Source organism: Chlorobiota bacterium (assembly GCA_016710285.1).
GTDB lineage: Bacteria > Bacteroidota > Ignavibacteria > OLB7 > OLB7 > OLB7.
Map to the genome: position 1 here is coordinate 123344 of JADJXR010000001.1, position 21714 is coordinate 145057.

14 protein-coding genes and 1 pseudogene are annotated in these 21714 nt (G+C 58.2%); 6 read left to right on the forward strand and 9 right to left on the reverse strand.

Annotation, left to right across the window (positions count from 1 at the left end; genetic code table 11):
• Positions 1 to 67: 67 nt before the first annotated feature.
• Positions 68 to 3388, forward strand: a complete 3321-nt coding sequence (locus IPM61_00415) for an AAA family ATPase (protein MBK8909770.1) — start codon at positions 68 to 70, stop codon at positions 3386 to 3388.
• 95 nt (positions 3389 to 3483) lie between these two features.
• Here the strand turns inward: IPM61_00415 and IPM61_00420 are convergent, their stop codons facing one another.
• On the reverse strand, positions 3484 to 7020 hold the full coding sequence (locus tag IPM61_00420; protein ID MBK8909771.1) for a PKD domain-containing protein: 3537 nt from the start codon (positions 7018 to 7020) through the stop codon (positions 3484 to 3486).
• A gap of 598 nt (positions 7021 to 7618) precedes the next feature.
• A complete protein-coding gene (locus IPM61_00425; protein ID MBK8909772.1) occupies positions 7619 to 9565 on the reverse strand; it encodes a TonB-dependent receptor in 1947 nt (648 codons plus the stop codon).
• A gap of 31 nt (positions 9566 to 9596) precedes the next feature.
• On the opposite strand from IPM61_00425, the gene IPM61_00430 reads away from it, so the two are divergent.
• Positions 9597 to 9899 (forward strand): hypothetical protein, encoded by a 303-nt coding sequence (locus tag IPM61_00430; GenBank protein ID MBK8909773.1) that lies wholly within the window; start codon positions 9597 to 9599, stop codon positions 9897 to 9899.
• 85 nt (positions 9900 to 9984) lie between these two features.
• Positions 9985 to 10518 carry a HupE/UreJ family protein gene (locus tag IPM61_00435; GenBank protein MBK8909774.1) on the forward strand — a complete coding sequence of 178 codons (534 nt, stop codon included), beginning with the start codon at positions 9985 to 9987 and terminating at the stop codon, positions 10516 to 10518.
• A gap of 92 nt (positions 10519 to 10610) precedes the next feature.
• Here IPM61_00435 and IPM61_00440 read toward each other — a convergent pair whose 3' ends face one another.
• From IPM61_00440 to IPM61_00455, 4 genes are all read right to left on the reverse strand, one after another.
• Positions 10611 to 12734, reverse strand: a complete 2124-nt coding sequence (locus IPM61_00440) for a hypothetical protein (protein ID MBK8909775.1) — start codon at positions 12732 to 12734, stop codon at positions 10611 to 10613.
• Positions 12640 to 13116, reverse strand: coding sequence for a YbjN domain-containing protein (locus IPM61_00445; GenBank protein ID MBK8909776.1), 477 nt, complete (start codon positions 13114 to 13116; stop codon positions 12640 to 12642). Before IPM61_00445 ends, IPM61_00440 begins: the two co-directional genes overlap by 95 nt.
• 43 nt (positions 13117 to 13159) lie before the next feature.
• On the reverse strand, positions 13160 to 13867 hold the full coding sequence (locus tag IPM61_00450) for a PspA/IM30 family protein (GenBank protein MBK8909777.1): 708 nt from the start codon (positions 13865 to 13867) through the stop codon (positions 13160 to 13162).
• A gap of 108 nt (positions 13868 to 13975) precedes the next feature.
• Positions 13976 to 14509: a biotin/lipoyl-binding protein gene (locus tag IPM61_00455; GenBank protein ID MBK8909778.1), complete on the reverse strand. Its 534-nt coding sequence runs from the start codon at positions 14507 to 14509 to the stop codon at positions 13976 to 13978.
• A gap of 368 nt (positions 14510 to 14877) precedes the next feature.
• On the opposite strand from IPM61_00455, the gene IPM61_00460 reads away from it, so the two are divergent.
• The 3 genes and pseudogenes from IPM61_00460 to bchI all read left to right on the forward strand — a co-directional run bounded on the left by IPM61_00460 (position 14878) and on the right by bchI (position 18285).
• A complete protein-coding gene (locus tag IPM61_00460; protein MBK8909779.1) occupies positions 14878 to 16173 on the forward strand; it encodes an MATE family efflux transporter in 1296 nt (431 codons plus the stop codon).
• Between the two features lie 127 nt (positions 16174 to 16300).
• A complete protein-coding gene (locus IPM61_00465) occupies positions 16301 to 17173 on the forward strand; it encodes an aldo/keto reductase (protein ID MBK8909780.1) in 873 nt (290 codons plus the stop codon).
• Between the two features lie 79 nt (positions 17174 to 17252).
• Positions 17253 to 18285: pseudogene (gene bchI / locus IPM61_00470) on the forward strand (magnesium chelatase ATPase subunit I).
• A 447-nt stretch (positions 18286 to 18732) separates the two neighbouring features.
• Here bchI and IPM61_00475 read toward each other — a convergent pair.
• From IPM61_00475 to IPM61_00485, 3 genes are all read right to left on the reverse strand, one after another.
• Complete coding sequence (locus tag IPM61_00475) at positions 18733 to 19836, reverse strand: AAA family ATPase (GenBank protein MBK8909781.1); 1104 nt, start codon at positions 19834 to 19836, stop codon at positions 18733 to 18735.
• 188 nt (positions 19837 to 20024) lie between these two features.
• A complete protein-coding gene (locus tag IPM61_00480) occupies positions 20025 to 20906 on the reverse strand; it encodes a hypothetical protein (protein MBK8909782.1) in 882 nt (293 codons plus the stop codon).
• Between the two features lie 53 nt (positions 20907 to 20959).
• A complete protein-coding gene (locus IPM61_00485) occupies positions 20960 to 21664 on the reverse strand; it encodes a hypothetical protein (protein ID MBK8909783.1) in 705 nt (234 codons plus the stop codon).
• Positions 21665 to 21714 lie beyond the last annotated feature (50 nt).

The following is a 21714-nucleotide window of genomic DNA, read 5'->3' on the forward strand; positions in this document are numbered from 1 at the left end:
TGTACTTCGCGCTATCGGCCCCTTCCTGTTGCTAAGCTGGTAGCGTTCCATAACTGCTTAACCAACTATGCGGTCTTTCTACGTTGATTTTATCAACCACGGCATTCTTCCGTTCGTGGGGCGGGGGGAACTGCTTAGCACGTTGCTATCACGCTGGGAGACCGTTGCCCAGGCTTCATCGCTGCAGATGAGCTTGATAAGCGGCGAGATGGGAACGGGGAAAAGCCGATTTATTGAAGAATTAGAGCCAAAAGTCATGCGTTCGGGGGGGCTGGTGATTAACGCCAAGCTCTACCCTGAATCCACCAACTCCATCGCGCCGCTGCTTGCGCGGGCAATCCGATTCATGAAATTGCGGCGGAATCTGCCGGTGGCGGACCCCGCCGAAACGATTCACGGGGTGGCCGAAACGATTCGGCGGCTAACCCAAATCCGCCCCACCCTTCTGCTGATCGAGGATATCCACCTGCTTTCTGGCGACACAATGCGGGAATTTGCAGGGCTGTTGGGAAGCCTTTCGGAAGCCCCGATGCTGGTGCTGGCCACCGCACGCCCAATTGCCCCCACCCTGCGCACAACCATCGAGCGGTATTTAAGCGACGACCTTGAACTTCCCCCGCTGACGTTCCAGGAAATCCAAGCAATCTGGAACCTGCTGTTCAACACACCACTCCCCACCGATGCCGCAAAATTGATCGAGGAAACAACCGGTGGGAATCCGTTAGCGATTCGGACAATTCTTCGCGGATCGCTGAAATCGGGAGAAATCGCGGCAACACGCGCCAGTCAGCAGTGGCAGATCAGCGTCCCGCTTGATACATTTGAAGCCTCGCTGCGCCGCCAAATGGTGACGCTGATAGATGGAATCGCAGCCCACCTTTCCCCCACCGAACGCGCCGCCGCCGAAACAATGGCGGGGTTGGGCGAGGTTTTCTCCTTGGAGGCTGCGCGATTGCTCCTTCCGAATGCCGACTCGGCGATTGATTCGCTGGTGTTCAAAGGCGTTCTGGTTGCGGCTGGGCACTCCCCTTCGATACTGCCACAAACCGCCCCTGCGCTCAACGCATTTTCCTTCACCCACACCCTGCTGCACCGCCGGTTTGTTCAAGACTCCAACATTACCGAGCATCAGTTGGTGATGCTGGTCTGTTCCCGTGCGCCCCTCTGCACGGTGCTCCCCTTCCGGTTGCTATCATCCGTGCCCGCAAATTTTGCCATTCCATTATCGGATATCCGCACAGCAATCACCTATGCACTAAAGTTGGCACGTGCGTTGGACCGGACCTCCGATTGGCAATGGGCATTGCCCATTTGGGATTCCGCTGCGGCACTGTGGCGGAAACATTTCCACCGGTGGAATCCCCACGACCAATTATCGCTGGAATTGGAATTATTGATGCACCGAATGGCACTACTGCGGCGGGATGAGCAGGGCGAAGAATACCGATTAGGGGTGGAACGATTACTGGAACTTACCAGCACCGAGCAACTTCCGGAAGACCTGCTCCGCTACCGCCTGCTAACGATTATTTATCAGGATATTTACCGCTCCCGAATTGAACGAAAAAGCAGCTTGGCGGTGCGAAAAAAAGTGATGGAGTTGGTGGAACGCTATCCGCAATTGCGCCATACGAACGGTTATCTGTTTTATTTAAGTCATCTTGCCCACACGTACTCAAACAGCGCAACGCTGATGCAGGAAGTGGAGGAAATCGCCGAGGAATTATTATTAGATTCCACTGCACCAGATGAATTTCGCCAAGAGCTTCAGCAGCAAGTGCTGCCAACTTTTTTGCTTGGGTTTTCCACAAAACAGCAACTTGAGCGAAGGATAACTTTTGCGAATGAGTATGATGCGTTATGCCGTGCTGAAAACCGTTTTGTTGACCGCAGCCGGTTCGTCATTTTTTATGCTGAAATTGGGGAATTTGAAAAAGCAAAATCACTGGCAAACGAAATACTTCCAAGCCTAATCAGCCGTGGGTTAATCCGCTCGTTAGCGAATTGCCAGCTTCACCAACTCTGCTTTCAATTAGCCGAGAACAATGAATGGAATGGTATTGATGAGAAATTAAAAGAGATTTTTCTGAGCGTGCCCGATGATTACCATTCGGGAATCCAACGCCATGCGGTGCTGCTTCTGATGAATTTTGGAATTTTGCTAAACCGCCCAGATAAGGCATTGCAACAGCTGCAATGGTTCCAAAACCCAGAAAGACTTCCGCTGTACCTGCGCATTTTCATCGGATTATCCTTGCACCAATTACAGCCACTGCTTGCCCTTCCGCCGCAAACTATTTCGGCAGCAGATGGCCCGCTTTGGCAATTACTCCAGCTTTTGGCCGGCGAGAATGCTCCTGATATTGAACAAGTTTGGGAATTATCTATTGGCTTATTCAACGCTGAATTATTACGGGTATATGATATCACCCAACGTTGTGTGGTGGCGGATCTTTTATGGGATGCACACCATCGCGGCATTATTCCTGCGCCAAGCAACGATGTACAGGACGCGATTGATGCCAGCCTTCATGGGGCACTATCCTGGCTACAGGAAAGGAATTTGCAAGCGATGATGCACGGAGTGTTTTCGCATATCCAACAGCATCTTAGCACTCCTGTGAAAAATCAGTGGCAAAAAACTTTGGGAGCCAATGCCATCGTTGGAAATACTGACAGGGCAGAGCGTGGCAGCGGGCATTTGGAGGTGAAAGTGATTGGCGACATAGCTACGGGAAACACAGCAACCGACCTTACTCCACTGCGCGGCCAACGCACCCGAACATTGCTGGCATTAATGGTCGCGAACCAGCTGATGGATCAGCCAATGACGCTGATGGAGTTCAGCTATGTGATCGCCGGAAACGAACATCTGAGCGATGTTGACCGCTCCAGAAAATTGCTCAACAGCACGGTGTTCCGCCTGCGTGAAATTATCGGCCATCAGTTTATTCTTACCGATCAAGAAGTTCCCCGACTACATCCAGAAAATGTGACGATTGACCTTCTGGAGGCAATCCAACTGCTGCGCCAAAGCGATACGGCGTTGCGGCAAGGGGCATTGCCAGCCGCATATCAGTGCTTAATGTTGGCCTTGGACAAATTCGACAAGAACATCATTTTCCCTGAATTATATGACACGTTCTTTGAGGCACTTCGCGACGACGTTGAAAACGAGCGGCGGGATTTAATTTTACGAGCCTCGCAAGCATTGCTGAAAGAAGGTGATCCACGAAATGCAGAGGATATTTTGCAACGCGGATTCCATTCCATGCCCGATGATGAAGAAATTGCGGCACTCCTTTGCGAAACCCTTACCCGCAACGGGAAACGGGTGCAAGCCCAACGGGTGAAGATGAAATTACGCGAAGCAATAGCAAACAATTAAAGCCTGACCAGTAGGAATTGTTTTTCGCAAAACGAATGCGGTTGAGTTGGATTTTACCCACTCAACCGCATTCGTTTTTTTATTCTTTTTTTCTGCTATTTCACCAGCATCATCCGGTTTGTTTTGCTCCAGTGACCCGATGCCAGGCGGTAGTAGTAGATGCCCGATGGATACGCCGTCGCATCCCACACGATTGAATATTCCCCTGCCTGCAAATGCTGATCTACCAGCCTTGCCACTTCCCGCCCGGCTACGTCAAGAATAACCAATTGCGTTGGGCCATCAAGGCCAAGCGCGAACTGAATTTCGGTGGCGGGATTGAACGGATTCGGCACGTTTGGCTGCAACGCATAATCGGTGGAGCTTAGCGTGATTAACCGCTGGTGCAAGCCGCAAACGGAGTCAATCGTGACCAATCCCGCTTTTGGAACAACGTACGCGCACGCACGGTCCTTGAGGAAAATGGAGAACGGCAGCGGGCAGTTGGAACGGCTTCCCAAATACATCCGGCAGTGGAGGTTCAGCAGCATTCCGGTTCCGCGCAAGGTGGTTCCGGCAGGGGCTGTCACCCGTGCGGTTAATCGCCCGGGTCCGGCATCTTCGGCGGCAATGCTCCATCCGTCGGCCAGCGTCCCCGACACCATTGTGGCGATTCGCTGGGGCGTGCTGTTCTCCAGCTTCATCAGCGTGCTGTCCCAGGTGAGTTGGAAGGTGAACTCATCCACGCCATGCTCATCAAGCCCCTCATCCAGGATCACCGGAATTTTCATCAGCCAACCCGGGGTGGTGCGCCAGTCGGTGGCAATGTGGGCAGCAACCGGGCGTGGGGGATTGACCGCCACCTCCACTTCATCGCTATCGCTGCACCCGAACTCGCTCCAGACTTGCAGCCGATACGTGGTTGTGGCTGTTGGCCGCGCCATTGTCGCCGCGCAGGTGTCGCACGCCAACCCGGCGGATGGACTCCAGCGGTAGCGCGTTCCCCCGCTTCCTTGCAACAGCACGCTATCCCCCAAGCAGATCGCCACATCGGCTCCGGCATCGGGCTGCGGCATTGGCCGGACCGTCACCGTGGTGAAGGCCGTGTCGGTGCAGCCGGTTCCGTTGCCGATAACCAGCCTGTACGTGGTGGTTGTGGTTGGCTGCGCGATTGGGCTTGGGCAGTCGGCGCAGCTTAGCCCAGTTGCTGGGCTCCATTGGTAGCTGCTCCCTCCGGCCCCCCACAGATGGACGGTATCGCCAACGCAAATTTCCCGATCCCCAGAAATCGTTGCTGATGGAATTGGATTGACCGCCACCCTCACCTGCGCAGTGTCGGCGCAGCCGCTGGCGTTGGTGGCGATGACGGTATAGAGTGTGGTGTCCGTTGGCGAAGCCCAGGGGTTTGCGCAATCGGCACAGCTTAGCCCGGCAGCGGGGCTCCATTGATAGAACTCCCCTCCGGTTGCAAGAAGCTGCGTGCTATCCCCCAAACAGATTGCCGCTGGGGTTGCGATGCTGAGGCTTGGAAGGTCGTTCACCACCACGCGCACGGTGGCGGAATCGGGGCAGCCAGTGGCGTTCCCCACCACCACTTGGTAGATGGTGGTGGCCGTGGGGGTTGCCGTGGGGTTCGCGCAATCGGTGCAGCTTAGGCCGGTGGCGGGGGTCCAGCGGAACGTTGTTCCTCCGGTGGCCGTCAGCTGGGTGCTCTCCCCTGGGCAAAGGGCGGTGTCGGCAACGGTGGCGGAGGCGTTCGCGCGCGGCAGCACCGTCACGCTGACGGTATCGGACGCGCTGCAACCGCTGTCGCTAAGGGCGATGACGGTGTAGAGTGTGGTTTGGGTTGGTTTGGCAATCGGGTTTGGGCAATCGGTGCAGCTTAGTCCGGTGGCGGGGGACCACTGGTAGCGGCGGCCACCGGCGGCACGCAGCTGCGCGCTATCGCCAACGCAGAAGGTGGCGGGGGGACCGGCATCAACGCCCGGGAAGGTGGCCACGCTGATGGTGACATCGTCAAAATCGAAACAGCCGTTGCTGTCGGTGACGACCACGCGGTAGGTTGTGGTTTGGGTGGGTTGCGCAACTGGGTTGGGGCAATCGGTGCAGCTTAGCGTTGCCCCGGGGCTCCAGGAGTAGCTTCCCCCTCCGGTTGCCGATAGTTGCGCCGCATCGCCAACGCAAATCGTGGTGTCGCGCCCGGCGTTGGCGGTTGGCGGGGGAACAACATGGACCATTCCGTAGGCCGTGTCCTTCCCGACGCTGTTGCCAACGATTAGCCGAACTTGGTAATCCCCGGTGGAGTAGTAGCAGATGCTTTTTGGATGCTGCTCGTTGGACGATTGCGGCGTTGCCCCGCCGAACGCCCATTCCCACTGGGTGATAACCCCGGCACTCTCATCCCGGAAATCAATGCAAGTCCCAACGCAGATTGTGGTGTCTTTTGGTCCCAACTTTGCTTCGGGGCGTTCGCAGGGGACGGAGTCGGCAGCGGTGGGGGTGTGGAAGAATCCGTCGAAATGGTTCGGAAGGCCGTCGCGGCAGGATGATGCTCCAAGGCTTAGGCCGTTGTTGATGTAGTTGCAGCCAAGCCCGGCAGTATTGGGCGATTGAATGATTCCCAGCATCGGGAAGAAGGCGTGCCCCACATAAATCTTTCCATCGGAAGCCATCTGCAGCGCGCCGAAATGCCGATCATTATTGATGTAGAGGTTCACCCGCGAGTTCTGAATAATCGTTGCCACACCGCTGGTGACATCGAACTGAATCAGGGTGTCGGACGGGGGGAGCAAAGGATCATAATTGCTGGAAACGGAATAGAGCTTGGTGTTATCGTGCGAGAAGGTTAGGCCGTACGCGTTCCGAATCCCAGTTAGCCTAATCGGATTGGAGATAGCCCCGGTAAGGTTATCGAAATCGAACAACTCGATAATCCCACTTTCAGCAAGGGCAACGGCAATCTTTTTTCCATTGGGGGAGGTTTTCATGTAGCCTAACGTGTTTGCCCCAGCGGATACGGCTGTAAGATCACGATGCACCGCCCCCACCGCCGAAACCACTGGCAGGGAGACTCCATTTGGCGACACCAACCAGGCGTAGAATTGGTTCGATTCCCAGCGGTGGGCAATCACCCAATAATCACGCCCGTTGCAGTGGCGGGCCGCCGTAAGTTTCTCGGCAGCGGGGCGCAGCAGGAACACATTCTTGGTGATGACGCTCCCCATCCCTCCGTTGGTTGCCATGTCCACCACCGAATAATGGATACCAATGTTCGGCCCAGCATACTCTCCAGCATCGGAGGTAAAAACGTAGTAACGGAAATTGTTGAGGGGTGCCGGAATGATAATCGCGGCTTGCGTGCTGGATTCATCACCGTTTAACCCGGTTCCATTTGGCATTGGCTGGTGCGCCCGGTCCCAGACCGTCACTCCATCGGTGTAGAACAGCAGCGCCCCGGTGCGGCGGTCGGCAATGCTGGCGCATCCTTCGTTTTGATCAATCGCCGATCCCCCAATCGAGACCGCCGTGCCGCTGTTGAAATCAACCAACGCATTCTCGCCAAACGCCCACACGTTGGTTTCCAGCTGGGCAAGCAGCAGCGTGGGGAACAGCATCAGGAGCAACAGGGAAGCAAGCTGGAGCAATCGGCGCATAAGCAATGTTCGGCAACAAGCGTGACAGGTTTATCGGTTTCCAGGTGCAGAAAAATAGCGAGAGCGTCCGCAGACTACCACAAAAACTGCAACGATGCAAGCATCCGGCTGCGGCATCATGGCTGAATGTAGTAGGGTGATGAACCGGGAAAAGGGCCGAAGGTTACGCGCATCAGCCTCAAAAAAAAAGCGGCATCATGCAAAGGCTCTGCATGATGCCGCTTGTCTGGTATCAAAGCCACCACCCCCGGCAGCCGTCCCACCGGAACGGGGTAGCCGAAGGTCTTTAGCCTTCGGCGTCTTCTTCCGGAACGGGGTAGCCGAAGGTCTTTAGCCTTCGGCGTCTTCTTCCGGAACGGGGTAGCCGAAGGTCTTTAGCCTTCGGCGTCTTCTTCCGGAACGGGGTAGCCGAAGGTCTTTAGCCTTCGGCAACTTCTTCCGGAACGGGGTAGCCGAAGGTCTTTAGCCTTCGGCAACTTCTTCCGGAACGGGGTAGCCGAAGGTCTTTAGCCTTCGGTGTCTTCTTCTCACAGAGGCAGGCCAAAAACCTGTTATCAATCCCGACAGAGGTCGGGGCCACTACCTTTGCCGCAAACCTCTAAAACCGCACCGCCATTCCGCCACGAATCGAGCGTGGGGTGCCTGGGGTGAAATGGAGTTCGCTCACGGCCTCGGCCTCGCCAGGAAGCCGGCTTTCGGTGTCGAACTGCGCTTCGTTCCACTCCTCATCAAGCAAGTTTTCCACGTTCACAAACAGCTCAACCTGGCCGATTCGGTAGCTGGCCGAAAGGTCAACGATGGAGTAGCCCAGGGCGCGGACGCTGTTCGATTCGTTTGCGGGGCGGTCCCCAACATGGCGCAGCCGCAACGCCGCCGAAAGGGCATCGAACTGGGCAACGGCGTTTGCCGTCAAGGTTAGCTCGGGGGCAAGGGGGATTCGGTTTTCGCCATCTGGAAGGTCGCGGAATTTTCCGGTGGAGATTGTGGCATCCACCCCCAGCGAAAGCCAGTTGACCGGGTTCAGCCGAACCTCCAGATCAACCCCTTGCCGGCGCGTGCGGCCGCTTTCTTCGGTGGTCCCTTCGTCCCCCACGTACACGAACTCGCTCTCCAAATCCAGCATCCACAACGCTGCCGAAGCCGCAATCAGCGAGGAAGCACTTCCGTACCGCGACCCGATTTCCGCGCCGAACGCCCGTGGCAAGGTTTTGCCTTCGTCCTGAACCACAACGCGAGCATCGTTCGAGTGGAAACCGTAGCCGCTGTTCAGAAACAGCGCAACGTCATCCACCACCGGAACGCTGATATTCGCTTTTGGCGAAAGAAGCAACTGCTGGGCAATGCCGCTTGGTTGCCCACCTAATGTCAGCTTATTCTCAACATCAAAGTTGAAATAATCGGCACGCAGGCCAAGCAGGATTTGTGCCCAGGGGAGGATGATTTCTTGTTCCAGATATGGCCCAATTTGGCGCAGGCGAATGGCCGCATCGGCCGTTGGCTCCAGGCGCACACGGGCGGAATCGTGATAGAGTGCCACTTGGATATCATCGTTGCGGAGCGTTGCGCCGAATCGGGTGCGCATTGCTATGTCGGCAAACTCGTAGAAGATGTCGTTCTCGGCACGCAAGGCAAGAATCGAGCGGGCATCGGTTTGTTCGATTCCGTCGCCCCGAAGCGAGTCGTTGGCAAAGAAGGTGAAGTTGCTGAACAACCGGAAGCGGTAATCGGTGAAGGACCCGGTAAGGGTCAGCGGGCTTGCGCCGCCGCTGGAGTATTTCACGGTGGTGGTGGTGCGCGATGTTGCGCCCCCTTCGGTTGGGTCAATCGAACCAAAACGGGTGATGGTTCCGGCATCCACCGCACGTTGCGGGATCTGCCCGCTGGCATCCCAGCCGGAGCTAAACGTCATCAGGCTTGCGCCAACGGTTCCGGTTGGTCCAACTTTAGCGGTGGCCTTTGCGAACAGGTTCAGCCGCTTGAAATGCTGCGGCTCCTCAACATACCCTTTCGTGCTGAAAACCTCCCCAGCAAAGTAGCTGTTCATCGTTGCCGACTGCGGGCCGCGAACCATTGCCAGCATCCGGTAGGTGTCGAACTGGCCTGCTTCCATTTTAAGAAGGTTATCGCGGATGGAGTCGGCAGTGGAGAACACCACCGCGCCGGCGGTTGACATATCGCCGTAGCGGGCGAAGTACGGCCCTTTGGCCACGTCAACTTTTTCGATGGTTTCAGGGATGATGAAATGGAGATCGGCATAGCCCTGGCCATGCCCGTGCGAGACCATGTTGACCGGGGAATCATCCACCGAGATGTTGATGTCGGTTCCGTGGTCGGCATCGAAGCCGCGAAGGAATATCTGTTCGGCCTTCCCGCCGCCGGCGTGTTGGGCAATCACCAATCCGGGAACAACCCGAAGGATGTCCTGGGCCGAGTTGCGCGGGCGGAGCGCGAAATCAGCAGCACGGAACTGGGCATCGCTTGCTGCGGACCACGGGCGTTCGGCCGTCACCACCACGGTGTCGCGGACGCGGATAAGTGTGTCCATTGTGCGTTGTTGTTGTGCCGACCCAACAGCTGTGGCAAGTGTCAGCAAAACCGGAACTGCGGTACGAAGAAGAATCTGGTGCATTGTTGATGAACAGGAACGTGAACATGGTAATTGGCGTGAGCCAGCGAAGATACGAGAAGAGGGAAGCGATGGATTGCAGCACTATTTTGCAGCAGCGATGCGCAACCATGCCCCCCTGGCCAAGCCGCAAACACCCCAGAATTTGGCCTTCCGCAGCCCGGCAAAAAAAATTTGCATCCACAAGATTTTTGCTTTTAAAAATGGAATTGCCCGTTGTATGTTTATGCCGTTCGTAAAAACAGCCCTTTAGTCCAATGTCGCCCATCCCTACTCCGTTCTTTGTCAACCGCACTGCTTTGGTTGTGATGTTGGGGGTATTGCTCCCAGCTGCGGCAATGGCACATCCGCTTCACAATGGCTCCGGCAGCGTTGTTGGGGGTTTGCTCCACCCGCTTGTTGGGTTGGATCACCTAATCGCCCTTCTTGCCGTCGGAATCTGGAGTGCGGAGCAGCAGAAAAAGCAGAGCAAGTGGTGGATTCCCCTCACGTTTTTGGGGATGATGCTTGCCGGAGCGGTTGCCGGAATGCAGAGCGGGGGGATCGGCATCAACGAGCATTTTATCGTTAGCTCCGTGTTGGTGTTTGGCGGGATTATCGCCATGATGTGGCGGCCTTCGCTAACGGTGGGTCTTCCGGTTCTTTCCATTTTTGCGCTTGCCCACGGGGTGGCGCACGGCGCGGAACTCCCAGCCGATGGCTCTCCATTCGGCTTTATCCTTGGGTTCTTGCTGGCAGCTGCGGCAATCATGGCCGCTGGGTTCGCCGCTGGGAAGTATCTGCGGCAGATTGCGGAGTCCAAAGGGGTTCGGATTGCTGGCTTGGCAATAATGCTTGCGGGATGCTTCCTGCTTCTGAACTCCCTGGCGTAACGGCCCAACACGGCGGGCCAGACAACAGAAAACTTCAGGCGAACAGCGTCGTAGAGGAGGCGACGTCTTCGCCTTAGGCACTGGGCTTCGGCTCAGTGCCTTTTTTGTTGGCGGACCAGCACTTGCACCTCCCCCTTCCCCCCCTTCTCCACCAACTCTATCGGAATTTCTGCTTGGCTTGCTTGGCGAAGCATGGCGCGTAGCTCGGCCAGCACCTGCCTCCCCTCGCTTGCGGTTCCGGCAACCATAATCTGCGCCCCCTGTTGAATGGCTGGGATGTAGCCGCCCAGCACCTGCTTCCAATCTGGCGCGCCGGATGGAGCTTTGGTGGTTTGCAGCAGAATATCTATTTCCTCCCGATCCCACCGGTTCGGTTGTTGACCCGCCGGTGGGGAAACCGGCGGCAACACCGGAAGCGTATCCACCGCCGTCACCGATCCCCCGGCTGAATCCTCCACCGTAAACAGCGCAACCAGCGGCGGGGGCGCGCCACCATCGGGCTGGCGCAGAAGCATTGGGGAAGGTGGAACCCCGCTCTGTTCGGTGCTGCTGCGGCTGGTGATGGTGCGTTCGGCCTGCTTCACCACAATGCTCCATTGCCGCACCCCTGCGGGGGCAGCCATTGTGGGGCGCACGCTGAACGTTGGCTCCTGAATATCCTCGATAAACCACTCGTTCGTAATCGGCGCAAGCAGTGCCTTCCCCCCTTCTCCCGTGGCCAACAAGTTCAGCAACTGCTGCGGTTGCTTTGGCGCGACCGGCATGGCAAGGGTCGCCGGCTCGATCTGCAATTTCCCGACAAGCAATGCCCGCAACGAATCGCGGCACTCGCGATTTCCGGAGCCGATCACCAGCTGCGCCGAAGGGGTTTGCCGAAGCCGCGCCGCAAAGGCCAGCAGTAACTGCCGCCGCACCATCGGGTGGTCCGCACGGGCTAAGCTGTCCAGGGTCCATTGGGGCGTTGCGGCCTGGGCAGCGGCAATCATTAGCGGCAGTTGGTCGCAGCGGAGGGTTGGGGGGATCATCGTGGCGCGGATGTGGCGGATCAGCTGCGCGCCCAGCCGTGCCGTCTGCGCCGGGTTCCCTGCGGAATCCACCGCGAACAGATCAATCGTGGCCGTCGGGAGCAACCGCGCTGCCGAAGCAACCTGCGCTGTGTCGGGGGGGGGCGGAGCGGCGGCGGTATCTATCGGCTGTGGCGGGGGTGTTGCTGTGTCGGAAGGAAGGGATGGCTCCGCTGGGGGAAGCAGGTCAACCTGAAGGCCAATCCCCCCGCCAACGGCCAGGGTCGAGAAGCCGATAATATCGTTGCGAACGTCAAGGGCCAGCCGCGCAAACAGGTCGGGAAGCAGGGAGATTCGGGGAGCCACCCGCCACCGGATGCCGCCGCCAACCGCCAATCCGAACGTCCCACGTGCCGGCGCAACCTCACTTCCCGAAGCAACCGTTCGCTGGTTCCCCCCCGCAATGAATTGGGCATTGGCCGGCTGCCGAATCCGCTCGGTTTGGATGTACGGATCGTTCAGCCGCAACACCCCCCAAGGCCCGGCAAACAGTCGCGCCCACGATGCCGGCGCATACTCCCCCAAAAACTCGAATTGCAGCTGCGTGGGGGAATACTCAATGGCATACTCCAGCTCCGCAGGAATTGGCGTTCCGCTGCTATCCACGGCAATGCCAGCCGTGTAGGGGTTGGAAATGCTTGTTCCGGTAACGAACGTCCCCCCCACCCGCAGCCGGAACCCGAAGGCATCGTTCAATCCGTTAGGAAAGAACAGCCCTGCGGAAAAATTGATGCGGCGTTCGGTGGTGGTTCCGTCGGCTCCGCAGTCGGGACAGGCTGGGGTTCCAGGAAGCCGCTGCGGCCCGATTCCAACCCCGGTTTCGCCACGCACGCCAAGTTCCATTGCCGGCCCCTGGCCCCACAGCTGCGCGCTGCAAGCAATCGCCAGCAGGAAGATGAGGAGGAAGGATGGATGGAGATGGAGGCAATGCAGCACGGCAGGGTCCTGCGGCGAAAGGAGATGGAGAGTAGAACGAACAAGGCGTTCCGCCTTCGTGTGCGGAACGCCTTGCTGGGAACAATGTTCAACACCAACCACGGCGTGGCGATAGCCGAAGCTATTCGGCTTGGTTGGCATCGGCCATTTCTTCAACCGCGTTGCTGGCAGCGGCATTCCCCAAACTGCCACCGGCCATTGCCACGATCTCATCATCGTAGTGGTCGGCAATGGCGGCAACGGTGCGGGCGGTGGATTCAAATTCCTGGCGGCTAAGGTCGCTTCCTGGCAGCGTTTGGGAGTAAACAATCGTGCCGTCGAACAGCAGCCCGAACCCACCGAAATGGAGGTCCACGTTCGTCTCCAAAAGCCACTGCATCAGCTCTGGAGTAAGATTTGCGCCGGAGACCAGCTGGCTGGTGAACTCAACAGCGATGTCATCCTGATGCCAGGGGCGGACGGTGACGCTGATGGTTGCCGAGCCTTCCTGCATGGTGTATTGCCCGGGCTGGAACTCGATAAAATCGGGATAGACTTCCTGAAGGTAGCCGCGAACCTTTTCGCAGACCTCCTCCATCAATTGCTCGTTCTCTTCCATTGATATTCCTGTGGAATTGATTGCTGGATGGTTTGTTGGTCGGTTACTTCGTGTCGCTGCCGGAAGTGAGTTGCCCGGCGGGTTGGGAACCCATGCTAAGCTGTGCCTTCAGCGAAGCCAGCTCGTCGTCAACGCCGCTGCCGGCTTCAAGTTGTTTGAACTGGTCTTCCAGCGAAGTATTCTCCCCCGCAAGCTGGGCGAATGCTTCGGCTTCGGCCTCTTGCTTCTCCACCTTTGCCTCCAGCTTATCGAACTTCCCAAACGCATCGCTTCCAATTCCGCTGAACGATTGGGCAATCTGCTTTTTGGCTTTTGCGGCCTGGGCACGGGCAATCAGGGTGTTCTGGCGCATGCGTGCTTCGTCCAGCTTCCCTTTAATCTGGTCCAGCTGGGTGCGCAGTGTCATGCTGGTGCTGCGTGCTTCGTTCAGCATTCGTTCAAGGTCCGCAACGTTTTTCCCCATGGAGTTTTTCCGCTCCAGGGCTTGCCGCGCAAGGTCGTCGCGCCCGGCGTTCACGGCCTGGATTGCGCGCTGCTGCCACTCGTTCGATTGGGCAAGGTTCTTCTGATACTGCCGCTCCAACGATTTCTCGTTGGCAATCGCCTGGCCCACAGCAAGGGTGGCTTTGTTGACGGCTTCCTCCATCTCAAGCACCATCTGCTTGATCATTTTTTCGGGATCTTCTGCGCGGTCCAGAAGGTCGTTGATATTGGCCTTCATGATGTCGGCCATGCGTCCAAAAATGCTCATCGTGGTCGTCGGTTTATTGGATAAATGTGGGAAATCGGAAGTTGGTTATTGAACAACGGTTGGCCAAAGATCGCTCCTTTTTTTTTGCCGCAGACCAAAGGCAACGGGTTATCCTTCCGCAACAGCCTTCAGCTCCATCAGCTTGGCCCCTTTTTCAACAGCCGAACCGGCTTGCGCCAGAAGGCGTTGAACCTGCATTCGTTCGGGGGCTTTGATCTCGTTCTCCATCTTCATTGCTTCAAGGATGCAAAGGGATTGACCTTTCTGCACCACCTCACCTTCGGCAACCAGAATCTGCTTCAGCAGGCCAGGCATTGGGGCGGTGACAAGCTGCCCCAGCGACCGCCCAACCGATGCACTTTTCCGCAACGCAGCAAGGCGTTCGTCGTGGGCCGAGGCGGTCCGCACGCGGATGGTGTTGCCGCGAAGATACACGATGAACTCATGTTCTTCATCCCCTTCTTCCACGTACACCGGAACGGTGGTGCCATCGGCAAGCCGTGCTTTGATGCTTCGCAGGCTTTCGCCCTGCTCTATCTGCAATTGTACTGAAGGTTCCCCAACGGTGGCCCCCTGTTCGGCAACCAAAACCGGAAGTTTCGCCCCTTGAATCTCTGCTGTGTAGGATCGCATTCGTTTCATTGTGGGCCAAACATAGAGAAACATCTTCGGCAGAACAAAATGAATCACTCAACCGTTGGTAACGGCGGGTTTGTTTGGGCGTTGCTTGAACAATAGATACAGGCCAACGGCCAACCCCGCAACACGCAACCATCACTCTCAATCGTCAACAGGAGCCACACAGTTATGGGCGACGAACGAACATTACGCAGAACGGTAGCGGAGGAGCCGGACGAACGCCGGCCGCGCTGGCCCAGGAATCATGGCCCAGCGTTGGACCGGCGAAACCTGCACCAACTCCACCACCACTTCCCTCAACAACCGAACCATCCACGGCTTCCGCTGGTTCCCATTTGATCGAAGCGCCCCCCGGGCGTGCGCTTTGGAAATTGGCCGTACCGCTAACGTTCGGGTTCGTTATCAATGCCGTCTATTCTTGGACGGATATGTACTTCGTCTCGCGGCTGGGCGAGACCGCCATTGCTGCGCTTGGCTTCAGCGACCAGATCATGTTTGTGCTATTCACGTTGGCAAGCGGGTTCTGCATTGGCGCGGGGATTGTGATTGCCCGGCGCATCGGCGAAAATCGCGGGAACACCGCACGGGTTGTTGCCACGCAAGCCTTCAGCTTTGTTGGGGTGTACGCCGTGTTGCTTGCCACGGCTTTGTATTTCCTGGCTCCAACAATCCTTTCGGCGATTGGCCTAAGCGGGGCGGTCTATTCCGCAGCCAGTTTGTACATGACCACGCTGGTGTTCGGCTTCCCGGGAAGCCTGCTGACGTTCCAGGCCAGCAGCGCGCTGCGCTCCAGCGGCAACACCGTCTTCCCGATGATCGTGCTGATTGCCTCGGCAGTGGTCAACGCCATCTTGGCCCCGATCTTCATCTTCGGCTACCTGGGCGTTCCGGCCCTGGGCATCCAAGGGGCAGCGATTGCCACGGCAACCACGCAATGGGTTAGCGCGGCCATCACCACGTATGCCCTGTACTCGGGCCGCCTTAATTTGAAGCTCTATCGGCCAACGCTTCGGTTCGATTGGCACGTCATCCGCACCATTTTTCGGATTGGCGTTCCGGCTTCGCTGCAGGCGCTTTCGGTCAGCACCTCGCGCCTGGCGATTATCTCCCTTGCCAGCGGCTTCGGCACGGCGGCGGCGGCGGCCTACACGATTGGGCTGCGGATTGATGTCTTCGTCTTCATGCCCGTGTTCGCCGTTGGGGTGGCAATCGAGACGTTGGTAAGCCAGAATATCGGCGCAAAACGGTACGACCGTGTGAAGCTCTTCCGCGACACCGCAATCCGCCACCTTGCGGCGGTGATGGTGGGCTGCGGAATCTTGATCTATCTGTTTGCCGAGGCGATTGCCGGAACCTTCACCAACGACCCCGAGGTCCTTAATCTGACGGTTCAGTATCTCCATATCGCCGTGTTCGGCTACTTGTTTTTCAGCATCGGGCAATCGGGCCTTCGGTCCCTTTCCGGCGCGGGGCATTCCCTCCGCTCGATGATGATCGCTGTGGCCACGCTCTACGTGGTGGAGATTCCGGTTGCGTACCTCCTTTCGGCGCAGCCCTCGCTTGGGGTGACGGGGATTTTTCTTGCCATTGCCATTGCGTACTTCGCGCTGGCAATCATCAGCACCCTTGCGGTGCGGGGCGAGCGGTGGATGTTTAAGCGGGTGTGAGCCTTGCAGATTTCCCGCTCCTGTTTACTCTACTTCCTGTTTTGCGCCGTATTATTGCTGCCCCAATTTCCGTTGGGGCAGTTTTTTTTCTGCCATTCCATCAACATCCTTCATCCAGATAGAGCTTATGCGCCAACATCGTATCGGCAACACCGGCATTGTTGTAAACGCCATTGGCTACGGGGCCATGCACCTTTCTATTGACCGCGCCCGCAGGCCGTTGGAGGCCGATTCGGTCCGGCTGATTCAGCACGCGGTGGACCAGCTTGGGGTCAACTTTATTGACACCGCCGATGCTTATTGCATTGACGACACCGAGACCGGGCACAACGAGCGGATCATCGCCGAAGCCCTGCGCGATCCCGACCGCCGGGCACGCGTAACCGTGGCAACCAAAGGGGGAAGCATCCGCCCGGAAGGACGCTGGGAACGGAACGGCCGCCCCGAACATCTGCGCGCCGCCTGCGAGCGAAGCCTTACCGCGCTTGGCGCAGAGATCATTGACCTGTACCAACTTCATGCCCCCGACCCAACGGTTCCCGTGGAGGAATCGGTGGGGGCCTTGCGCGACCTTCAGCGCGAGGGGAAGATTGCACAGATTGGCGTCAGCAACTTCAGCGTGCCACTGCTGGAGCGTGCCCGGCGCGAGGCCGACATCGCCACCGTGCAGAATCAATTCTCGGTGATCAATCAACGGGAGGAGGAGGCGATGGTGAGGTTTTGCGAACAGAACACCATCACCTACATCCCCTGGAACCCGGTGGGTGGGCGGGGAAAAGCCCCGCAGCTTGCGGAACTCAGCGCGCTGTTGGCCGAGCTTGCCGCAACCCACGGAACCACGCCGCACGTGGTGGCAATTGCTTGGTTGTTGCAGCTTTCCCCGGCAATGCTCCCCATCCCCGGAACCACCAAGATTGAGCATCTTGAAGAGAACATGACCGCCGCAACGCTGCAACTTACCCAGGAAGAAATGGAGCGTTTGCGCCACGGGCATCGGTAGCCAAATGGCCGCACGCTGCGCCGCGAAGAGATTACGCACTGGCATTGTTTTGCATCACAACTAATCCATCATCAACTCCATGTCCATTCCCTCTCCATACCCTTTTGCCGCCATTGTGGGGCAGGAGCAAATGAAGCTGGCACTACTGCTGGTAACGGTTGACACCGCAATCGGCGGGGTGCTGATTATGGGGCATCGTGGTTCCGGCAAATCAACATCGGTGCGGGCGTTGGCGGGGATGCTTCCCCCAATCAAAGCGGTGCTGGATTGCCCCTATCACTGTGCCGCCGCCACCACCGCCACGCTGTGCGAACGCTGCACCGACCCGCAGCGGACCCACCTTGTCACCACCCAGATTGAGGTCCCCGTGGTGGACCTTCCGCTTGGGGCAACCGAGGATCGCGTTACCGGAACCTTGGATTTGGAGCACGCTTTAAGCCACGGGAAAAAGCGTTTCGAGCCGGGATTGCTTGCCCGCGCAAACCGTGGCTACCTGTACATTGATGAGGTCAACCTGTTAGAAGATCACCTTGTGGATTTGCTGTTGGATGTGGCCGCAAGCGGTTGGAATGTAGTGGAACGGGAAGGGGTATCGGTCCGGCACCCGGCGCGGTTTGCGCTGATTGGAAGCGGCAACCCAGAGGAAGGTGAGTTGCGCCCGCAACTGCTGGACCGGTTTGGACTGCACGCCGTTGCCACCACCCCAACCGATCCCCGCCACCGTGCGGAGGTGATCCGCCGCAGGCTGGCTTTCGACGACAATCCAATCGCCTTTGCGCGCCAGTGGGAAGGGGAAACGGAGAAGCTGCGGAAGCGGATTGCGGCGGCGCAGAAATCGTTCCCCAACGTCAAGCTCAGCGACCAGATGTTGGAAGCAATCGCCGCGATTGCCGCACGGCTGGAGCTGGATGGACACCGTGGCGAGCTGGTGATGGCACGTGCCGCGCGCCAACGCCGCGCTGGAGTCGCGCCGAAGCGTCACCGCCGATGATATCCGCCATGTTGCCCCCCTTGCCATTGGCCACCGCCTGCGGAAAAACCCGCTGGAAACCGTGGAGGTTGGCCGCAAAATTGAAGATGCCGTGGAGGCCGTGCTGCGGAAGATGGAGTAACCTCCGGCCACTGTCTCGGCAGGCTAAAGACCTGCCGCTACCTGGTATCAGTCGTCCCGACGCAGTCGGGGTAGCCGTCCCGACCTCAGTCGGGGTAGCCGTCCCGACCTTCGTCGGGATTGATAAAAGGTCTTTAGCCTTCGGCGATTTCTTCGACCTTCGGCGGCTTCTTCGACCTTCGGTGTCTCGGCAGGCTAAAGACCTGCCGCTACCTGGTATCAGCCGTCCCGACGTAGTCGGGGTAGCCGTCCCGACCTCAGTCGGGGTAGCCGTCCCGACCTTCGTCGGGATTGATAAAAGGTCTTTAGCCTTCGGCGATTTCTTCGACCTTCGGCGGCTATCACTCGGCAGGCTAAAGACCTGCCGCTACCCGGTATCAGCCGTCCCGACCTCAGGCAGGCTAAAGACCTGCCGCTACCACAGTCACTATTCCACCGCTCCATTTTTTCACTCCATCTCCATCCCCTCTTTCACTTTCTCCCAGCGGAATTCTTCCACGGCGGCGGGTTGGTCGTAGAAGTACTCGGCAAGGTATGGCTCGATCTCCATTTCCCAGATTGAAGGGAGCAGCTCCGGCAGATTGGGATGGAGGAAGAAGGAGATGCCAAGCTCGTAATGGGGGTTGTTGATCCGGCTGTTCATCCGCTCCAGAATGCCAATCAATCCCTCAACCTGCTGGCCGTAGCGGGCATGGTAGCGGCGCAGCAGCCCGTAATCGGGCCGAAGCTCGATGAAGGCGAATCGGCGGCGCAAGGCGTAGTCCAGCAGGGCAATCGAGCGATCCGCAGTGTTCATCGTCCCGATAATCCTGACGTTCCCCGGGATACGGAAAGGACTCCCCCCAGCAAGCTCAATCGTGCGGTCGCGATACTCCAGCAGGTACATCAGCTCGCCAAATGCTCGGGAGATGTCGGCGCGGTTGATCTCATCAATCACCAACACGCAGGTTCCACGCCACACACGGGCCTTGCGGCAAAAATCCAGAAACCTCCCGTCCTGCATCGGATACTCCACCACCCCCTCGCGCGAAACCGGGCGAATGCCGGTCACAAAATCCTCGTACGAGTACGACGGATGGAACTGCACAAGCTCCTGCATCCCCCCTTCCCCCTCTGCCGCAAGATGCCGCGCCAGCCGTTCGGCAAGGAACGTTTTTCCGGTCCCTGGCGGGCCGTAGATAATCGCCTGGCCCTTGCGCCCAATCGCGCCAATCCAGTGGCGGAGCAGGGGGAGGGGATAGCCCGTCTCCTCGGCAACCTGCTCCAATGGATATGGCTTCTGCTGCGGATCGCTGGCTGCGTGGTACGGTTGTTTCCCATCGGCAGCCACTGGCGGGGTTGCGCCCGGGTTGTTGGCTTCTGGCGGAAGTGGCCGGGCATAATCGGGGTCGGGGATTTCCGTGGCGGTTGCCTGGCGCAGGTGCTGCAGAAGCCCCGGGGAGTGGGTGTTGGGCCACCTGATTGCCGTGAATGGTGCGCTGGCTTTTCGGATAAACGCACAATGCGCCGCCCGGAACTGGTCGCGCAGTTTGATGAACTCCTCCACCCCCATTTTGCCAACTCCTTTCTCCCCGGGAACTCTCCGGTATTCGTTGCGGCTGAACTTCACCGGGGGGCTGATTTTTTTGCGGTCGCGCGGGGCAAGCGACTCGGCATCCAGCAGCAGAAGCACCTCGTTTTTCCGCAACGTCAACACCTCCACCGGCCCAACGTTCAGGCGGATTTTGTCAAGATGCAAGGTTAGCCCCCAATTGTTGTTCTGCAACGCGCTGGCAAACCGAATCGCCTCGGATAGATACTCCAAGCAGACTTGGCGAACCTCCGGATCGGGATAGAGCGTTGCCAGCACGTGGGCAGCGCAAAGTGGGTCGCTTCGGTCAAGCGAAATGGAAGGTTTGCCCGCTTCCCTTTCGAGGGGGGGTGCAGCAAATCGGGCTTGATCGCCACAAGGAAATGGGAGAAATGGTCGAACAGGTGGGTGACGTGCAGATCGTAGCGTCCGGCAAGCTCCAGCATCTCCGTCGTCACCTCCGCAATCAACGATAGGCCCAAAGCGTTGGCGCGGGGATACTCGGCAATGGCGTGGCCAACGGTGGTTTCGGCAAAGTAATTCAGCACCGTGCGCGAGCGGTTGTTCAGCAGGATAAAAGTATCTGGGCGAAGCGCGTTCAGGATTGGGGTCACCATCCCCGTTTGCAGGCCTTTGGTGCACGCAAGCGCGGCAAACTGCTGGCAGGCTTCGGCAAGTTGGTCGGGGTGGTCGTTGCAGGTTTGGACGAAGCGAATCAGCGCGGCGGCGGTGGTTGGCAACTCACGTTTGGGAACCCATTGGGCGCTGAGGTATCCTTCCGCACTCCCCCGAATTGCCGGCGCGTGCGAAACCCACATCCCTCCATCCCTGATTGTTTGGGAGCCAAAATGCGGCAGCAACAACCGGAGCGGAGCCGTTCCAACATCGTTCCCTTGTTGAATTTCGGAGAGGAGATGCCGGAAGTTTTCGCGCCCAGCAGCGGCAGCTTCTTTTGCCGTTCGATTATGCCGCTCCCCTTCCTCCCGGTTCAGCCAGTCGGTGGCGAACTGGCGGAACAAATCAAGGTATTCGGCGCGTTTCTGCGGTGTCATGGTTGCGCGGGTAGTTGCCAGTGAAGAACAGGGTTCAGGATTGTTGGAACCGCTTACCGCTTCCGCATCGGCAGGCTGTCGCTGGCCGAAAGGCGGATGGTGGAAGGGATCGCGAACAGGGCATCGGCGGGGATTGTGCTGGTATCAACCGAGCGGGCCTCCAGCACCAGATAGCTAAGATTGTGGCTGGCGCGGAAGACCGGTATCTCAAGGAAAAGGGGGATTTCCTTCCAGACCCAAACGCGTGTTTCGCCAATGCCGTCGTCGTAGGCGTAGCCCGTTGCGGTGTTTCCCAGGAAGGTGCGTTTCCCCAACCGCCGGAATTTCAGCTTGGATTGCAGCTCCTGCTTCATTCTCCAAGCTGGGATAATCGCGCCAATCATCGGGCCATCGGGAAGGGGGATGGAATCAGTAAAACCGGTGTGGGCCACAGGATCGTACGTGATAAGCCGCCCGCGGCTGAAGACCATTGCGCGCTGGGCCGAGGTGTCGCTGGTGGTGTCGGCGGGCAAGTCGTACAAAGCCTGCTCGGCACCGAAATCGCGGAAGTAGAGCACCTGCCGCCGCCCGAACTGCGGGTCGTAGTAGTTGACGGTTGCGGCACCAACCGCGTAGCGTTTCCCGGGGTCCAGCTGCGGGGTTGCCTCGCTGGAATCGCGGGCGGATGCCTCGCTGGGAACCGCCCGCCGTTCGCAGGCCACCAACAGCGGAATTGCAAGAAAGGGGAGCAGAAGCTGAAGCCAAAAACGATGATGCATTGCGGCTGATTTCGTGAATGGGAAATGGATGCCTTGAAGATACAGGAAAG

Coding starts and splice junctions, on each gene's coding strand:
- IPM61_00435 (MBK8909774.1), top strand. CDS start 9,985: ATGGCACATCCGCTTCACAATGGCTCCGGCAGCGTTGTTGGGGGTTTG.
- IPM61_00480 (MBK8909782.1), bottom strand. CDS start 20,906: ATGACACCGCAGAAACGCGCCGAATACCTTGATTTGTTCCGCCAGTTC.
- IPM61_00415 (MBK8909770.1), top strand. CDS start 68: ATGCGGTCTTTCTACGTTGATTTTATCAACCACGGCATTCTTCCGTTC.
- IPM61_00445 (MBK8909776.1), bottom strand. CDS start 13,116: ATGGAAGAGAACGAGCAATTGATGGAGGAGGTCTGCGAAAAGGTTCGC.
- IPM61_00420 (MBK8909771.1), bottom strand. CDS start 7,020: ATGCGCCGATTGCTCCAGCTTGCTTCCCTGTTGCTCCTGATGCTGTTC.
- IPM61_00485 (MBK8909783.1), bottom strand. CDS start 21,664: ATGCATCATCGTTTTTGGCTTCAGCTTCTGCTCCCCTTTCTTGCAATT.
- IPM61_00425 (MBK8909772.1), bottom strand. CDS start 9,565: ATGGACACACTTATCCGCGTCCGCGACACCGTGGTGGTGACGGCCGAA.
- IPM61_00440 (MBK8909775.1), bottom strand. CDS start 12,734: ATGATGAGATCGTGGCAATGGCCGGTGGCAGTTTGGGGAATGCCGCTG.
- IPM61_00475 (MBK8909781.1), bottom strand. CDS start 19,836: ATGGGGGTGGAGGAGTTCATCAAACTGCGCGACCAGTTCCGGGCGGCG.
- IPM61_00450 (MBK8909777.1), bottom strand. CDS start 13,867: ATGAGCATTTTTGGACGCATGGCCGACATCATGAAGGCCAATATCAAC.
- IPM61_00455 (MBK8909778.1), bottom strand. CDS start 14,509: ATGAAACGAATGCGATCCTACACAGCAGAGATTCAAGGGGCGAAACTT.
- IPM61_00465 (MBK8909780.1), top strand. CDS start 16,301: ATGCGCCAACATCGTATCGGCAACACCGGCATTGTTGTAAACGCCATT.